Origin of the sequence: Thioclava atlantica, from assembly GCF_000737065.1 — a bacterium.
GTDB classification, from domain to species: Bacteria; Pseudomonadota; Alphaproteobacteria; order Rhodobacterales; family Rhodobacteraceae; genus Thioclava; species Thioclava atlantica.
Map to the genome: position 1 here is coordinate 1 of NZ_AQRC01000030.1, position 4,681 is coordinate 4,681.

Here is a 4,681-nt window from a genome sequence, read left to right on the forward strand (position 1 = left end):
GTGGCACAATGCGATGCCGGGAGCGGGAGCCATCCACTCCATCAATGGCGGACAAGCCTCGCCATTTTTTTAGGATGTCGCGCTCCTCCGAGACCCGCGCCAGCTCCTTCTTCAGCCGTCGGATCAAGGCATCCTTCTCAGCGTCGCCGGATGACGCCTTCGCAAACTTCTTCTTCCCGGAGTTGAGGGAGTATTGGCTCACGCCCAAGCGCTCGGCCACCTCCCTGACCGGGTAGCCCCTCTCCGTGATCTGCGCGACCGCATCTCTCTTGAAATCGTCGCTGAACGCGGGTCGCTGCTCATCATGGCCTCCTTGCCTCAAAATTAGCAAAGAAGGCGTCCACCATACACGGGGCTATTCAGGGGGCAGGTCATGATCGATATGCGAAAGCAGCCGGATGGGTGTCCGGCTGCTCCCGCGGTTGACCTGACGAGGTGGGGCTTCATCAGGTTTTACGACGACGCGTTTTGAAAGGGGTTGGTGGCACGCGGCGTCGTCTGCGGTGGGGTGGGAAGCCATTAGGACTCGGAAGAGTTTTGAGGCGTGCTGCGATGATTGGATCGCAGCGAGGGCAGAAAATAGAGACAAGATATGAAAGAATTGGGAGAAATTTCATTAATGCCTCCCCAATAAAAAAAGGCCATTTGTAGTCGGGAAAGAACTGAAGTAATTGAGTCTACTTTTATACAAAAATGTGGCGAGAAAGCGGCATAATGGCGGCGGTATGGTGTTCGACCCGATTGCCCAAGGTGCCGCATTCTGAACCGTAGAAAGCGGCAAAATTCTCAAGAAGACGGTTTTCACTGGGCGGCCCGCTGGCACAGAAGGCGGGTTTCTTAAGCCAAGTTTCGTCCTCGTGGTTTGCGTTAGCGCAGAGCTTCGGCGTCGGCGCTGATCCGTGTTTCGCGCCCCAGGATATCGAGTAAGAGCCAGACGCGGCGTTCTGCATCGACCTTCTCGACGCGCGCGATGAAATCGGTGAGGGGGCCAGCCGTGATCGTCACCTCCTCACCGGGAGAAAATTCTCGGCGCGGTTGTAAGATGCCGCGCTCATCGCAGCGCCCGGTTAAGGCGCGGATGAAATCTTCTGGCACAGGGGCAGGGGATCCTCCCTGGCTTACCAGGCGGGTGATGCCGTGCGTTCCGTTGACCGCACCCAACCGCTGGCTGTGCGGGGAGACACTAAGAAAGAGGTAGCCGGGGAAAAGCGGAACTGACGCTTTCACAAAGCGCCCAGAACGACGGCGCGTGATTTCCTGCATCGGAAGAAAGCATTGGAACCCTTGGCGGAGCAGATTCCGCCTGGCGATATCGGCGCAGTTTGGTTTGAACTGCGCGACGAACCACTGGGTTTCGGGCCTTTGAAAGCTCATGTCCTGATTGTCCCGGTGGAAATGTTCCAGCTAGAATAGCCCGAGGGTTGAGCTATCGTTGCCCCCCTGTCAATCGTCGTAAGCGACATCTTGCACATGACGAGGAGGCAGCGATGTTCGCCTTACGCACTCGGTTGAGGGTTTGGGGTTCACGCGCCACTACTACCGCGATGCAACTTGATTTCGAATATCTGACACTAGCCCGCGTCCCACGAAGGAACATCTGGACACTGGGTCCTCATTGGGCATGCATTTCTGCCACAAAGATCGGCTCCACTGCCCCGTTGGCTTGCAACGCAAGGCCCGCTCGGTGAAGAAAAAGGTGACCCGTTTCAGACGTTGGAAATTTCCGATGAGCACGCGTGCATTGGGCGCCACAGCGTCTAGACTTGCCCTAGCCCTCAGTATCCCACTGGCCACGCAGCTTTGCGTTCCAAGGATCGCCGCAGCGCAGGACGGAAATCTGGCTTGGGGCTACAACAGCTATGGCATTCCCGGCGTGATAGATATGCCTGCGGCACACAGTCGGGAAGATGCTGAGCTGGGGTTCAATATCGTCAATTTCGCGGGGCAAACCCGCGTCTCCGCGGCGTTTCAGATAACGCCGCGCCTATCCGCCGGTTTCCGGTATTCAAGTATCCAGAACTACAACGGCGGGGACACGCTCTTCGACCGGAGTTTTTCGTACCAATACCGTTTCCTTGACGAGCGAAGGCTCGTTCCCGCGATGGCCGTCGGTGTCAATGACATGCTTGGCACAGGTGTATATGCCGGCGAATATGTAGTCGCGTCGAAAACGCTCACGAAGCGGTTGCGAGCGACCGCGGGGATCGGTTGGGGGCGCTTGGGGTCCTTTGGGAGTTTCGAAAACCCTCTCGGGGCCCTTTCGGACAGTTTCAAAACGCGCCCTAAGGCGGACGTCGGAAAAGGCGGCACGTTTCATCCTGATCAGTGGTTCCACGGCCCAGCAGCGCTGTTCGCCGGTGTCGAGTGGCAGGCGACTGACAAACTCCGGTTGATGGCGGAATACTCTTCGGACGATTACACGCGCGAGAACGGGCCGACATTCACCAAGAAGTCGCCGTTCAACTTCGCGGCCAGTTACCAGATCAATCAGACTGCCGCAGTAACGGCAGGGTATCTCTATGGGTCGGCCCTAAGCCTGCAATTGAGCTTCGCGATCAATCCGAAACATAATGCGCATCCGAGCGGGCTCGACCCTGCGCCGCCGCCAGTTGTGCCCCGCCCAGTGGGCGGCGGGAAGGCCGCGCAAAGTTGGTCAGGCGACCCGTCGACCTTAGAAAACGCTCTCAAACCCGCTCTGGCTCAGCAGGGTCTTGCGCTCGAAGCAATGAGAATAGAAGGGCGGCGTCTAGCGATTCAGATCCGCAATGATCGTTACGGCGCCGCGCCCGAGGCGATCGGACGGGCGGCGCGGGTCCTCAGCGCGACGGCTCCGGTCTCGGTGGATCGTTTCGCGATCACACTCTCCGAACACTCGATGCCTGTAAGCACCACCGAGCTGAAGCGGGATGATCTCGAGGCCTTTGAATTCCACCCAGTTGGCGGTGAATTGATCCGCGCAAATGCGGCGATCGACGATGCCGCAGGGAGATTGCCGCCGGTGGGCGGTGTCTATCCGCGTTTTTCCTGGAATATCGGTCCTTATCTGCGTCCGGCTATTTTCGACCCGGACCAGCCTGTTCGGGCGGATCTGGGGGCGAAGTTGACGGCTAATTATGAACCGCTGCCGGGTCTGCTTTTCACTGGCCAGGTCACGCAGAAGGCACTCGGCAATCTCGATCAGGCTAACCGCCCCTCGGATTCGGTCTTGCCGCATGTGCGTTCTGACGCCTGGCTCTATTACAAGGAAAGTGGCCCGCAAATTCCGCAACTCACCGCTGCTTATTTCTTCCGCCCCGGGCGTGACCTCTACGGCCGCTTCACGATCGGTTACCTTGAGCCGATGTTTGCGGGAGTCTCGGCGGAGCTTTTGTGGTCACCGCAAAATAGCCGTCTGGCCCTTGGAGCGGAGGTCAACCGCGTGCGTCAGCGCGGTTACGATCAACGCTTTGATTTGAGGGACTACGAAGTCACGACAGGCCACCTGTCAGCCTATTACCAGCTAAACGACAACTTCTTCACCGAGCTCGATGTCGGCCGTTATCTTGCGGGTGATTACGGCGCAACTCTGAGTTTCTCGCGCGTATTCGACAATGGTTGGAAGGTCGGCGTTTATGCGACCAAGACGAATGTCTCCTCGGCTGAATTTGGCGAAGGCTCTTTCGACAAGGGATTCCGGATCTCGGTTCCGCTCGGCTGGGTGAGTGGCAAGCCCACGCGTGAAAGCTACAGCACGGTCATTCAGCCGATCGTGCGGGACGGTGGGGCGCGACTATACGTTCCAGATCGGCTCTATGGGTTGGTTCATGACGACCAGGCTTCGACGCTCGATGGCAATTGGGAAAGGTTCTGGCGATGAGAGGGGCGTATGTTGCCGCAGCGATCCTGGGCTTGGCGGGCTGCGCGAACCTTTCATCGGTGACCGGCAAAAAGTTCGTGCCGGTCGCGGCGGGGCAGGGGGTGGCGATTGAGGTCGTCCAGTCGCCGCAGGTCGGTCTGGAGGTTGTGATCCCATCGCGCGACGTCTCGGCTGTCTTGTTGCCTGCCGGCCGTAATGGCACCGTTACTACATGGCGATCGCAGGATAACGTTACCGTCGCCGAAGATCGCGGCGTCGTGGTGGCGACAAGAGGTTTGGGCGACGATTTGATGGCGGCGGATGCTGGGCCAACGCTTGCTGCGCTTTCTGGTTCGCGGACAGGCGCGTATCGGAGAACCTTCCGCTTTCTGGATGCCGAGGAACATGCGCGCTATGTGCTGATGGGTTGCACGATTTCGCGGATTGGTCCCGAGACATTGGCGGGACGAGATTTGATTCGCCATGAAGAGACCTGTAAGGCGCACAACTTTGGCGTGAAGAATATCTACTGGACGGATGAAGCCAGGGCGGTTCGCGCGGCCCGGCAATGGATTTCCCCGAAGGTTGGCATGATTGCCATAGGTTTGAGCAATGCTCGATGAAAATGCGTTAACGACTCAGTTTTTTGTGGGGTCGTCCAAATGATTAATGTAAGGTTGATTTGATCTGTCCAAACTGATCTTGGAGGTTTTGATGACCAAAATCATTACGGCATCGCTGGCCATCGCCGCGACCGTTGCGAGTGTTCTTCCCGGTTTCGCGGGCGTTGTTGCGCAAATCCGGGAGGATTCATGTTGTGAATCCGGCATGCTAGCTGGGCAGCAT

4 protein-coding genes are annotated in these 4,681 nt (G+C 58.0%); 2 read left to right on the forward strand and 2 right to left on the reverse strand.

Features of this window, described 5'->3' with window-relative positions; all coding sequences use genetic code 11:
* A partial coding sequence (locus DW2_RS18695) for a transposase (RefSeq protein WP_051856473.1) occupies positions 1–322 on the reverse strand: 322 nt, incomplete at its 3' end.
* A 545-nt stretch (positions 323–867) separates the two neighbouring features.
* Positions 868–1,374, reverse strand: a complete 507-nt coding sequence (gene nusG, locus DW2_RS18700; RefSeq protein WP_038148958.1) for a transcription termination/antitermination protein NusG — start codon at positions 1,372–1,374, stop codon at positions 868–870.
* Between the two features lie 352 nt (positions 1,375–1,726).
* Here nusG and DW2_RS18705 point away from each other — a divergent pair, with 352 nt between their 5' ends.
* Together DW2_RS18705 and DW2_RS19190 are read left to right on the forward strand one after the other, a co-directional pair.
* Positions 1,727–3,856 carry a YjbH domain-containing protein gene (locus tag DW2_RS18705; RefSeq protein ID WP_038148960.1) on the forward strand — a complete coding sequence of 710 codons (2,130 nt, stop codon included), beginning with the start codon at positions 1,727–1,729 and terminating at the stop codon, positions 3,854–3,856.
* The gene (locus DW2_RS19190; RefSeq protein ID WP_156103055.1) at positions 3,835–4,458 is read left to right on the forward strand and encodes a YjbF family lipoprotein; all 624 of its coding nucleotides are present in this window, start codon (positions 3,835–3,837) and stop codon (positions 4,456–4,458) included. The genes DW2_RS18705 and DW2_RS19190 overlap by 22 nt, the downstream gene beginning before the upstream one ends.
* The last annotated feature ends 223 nt before the right edge of the window (positions 4,459–4,681 follow it).

What these genes read in the sequence shown, in the direction of transcription:
- nusG (WP_038148958.1), bottom strand. Translation starts at nt 1,374, where the DNA reads ATGAGCTTTCAAAGGCCCGAAACCCAGTGGTTCGTCGCGCAGTTCAAA.
- DW2_RS18705 (WP_038148960.1), top strand. Translation starts at nt 1,727, where the DNA reads ATGAGCACGCGTGCATTGGGCGCCACAGCGTCTAGACTTGCCCTAGCC.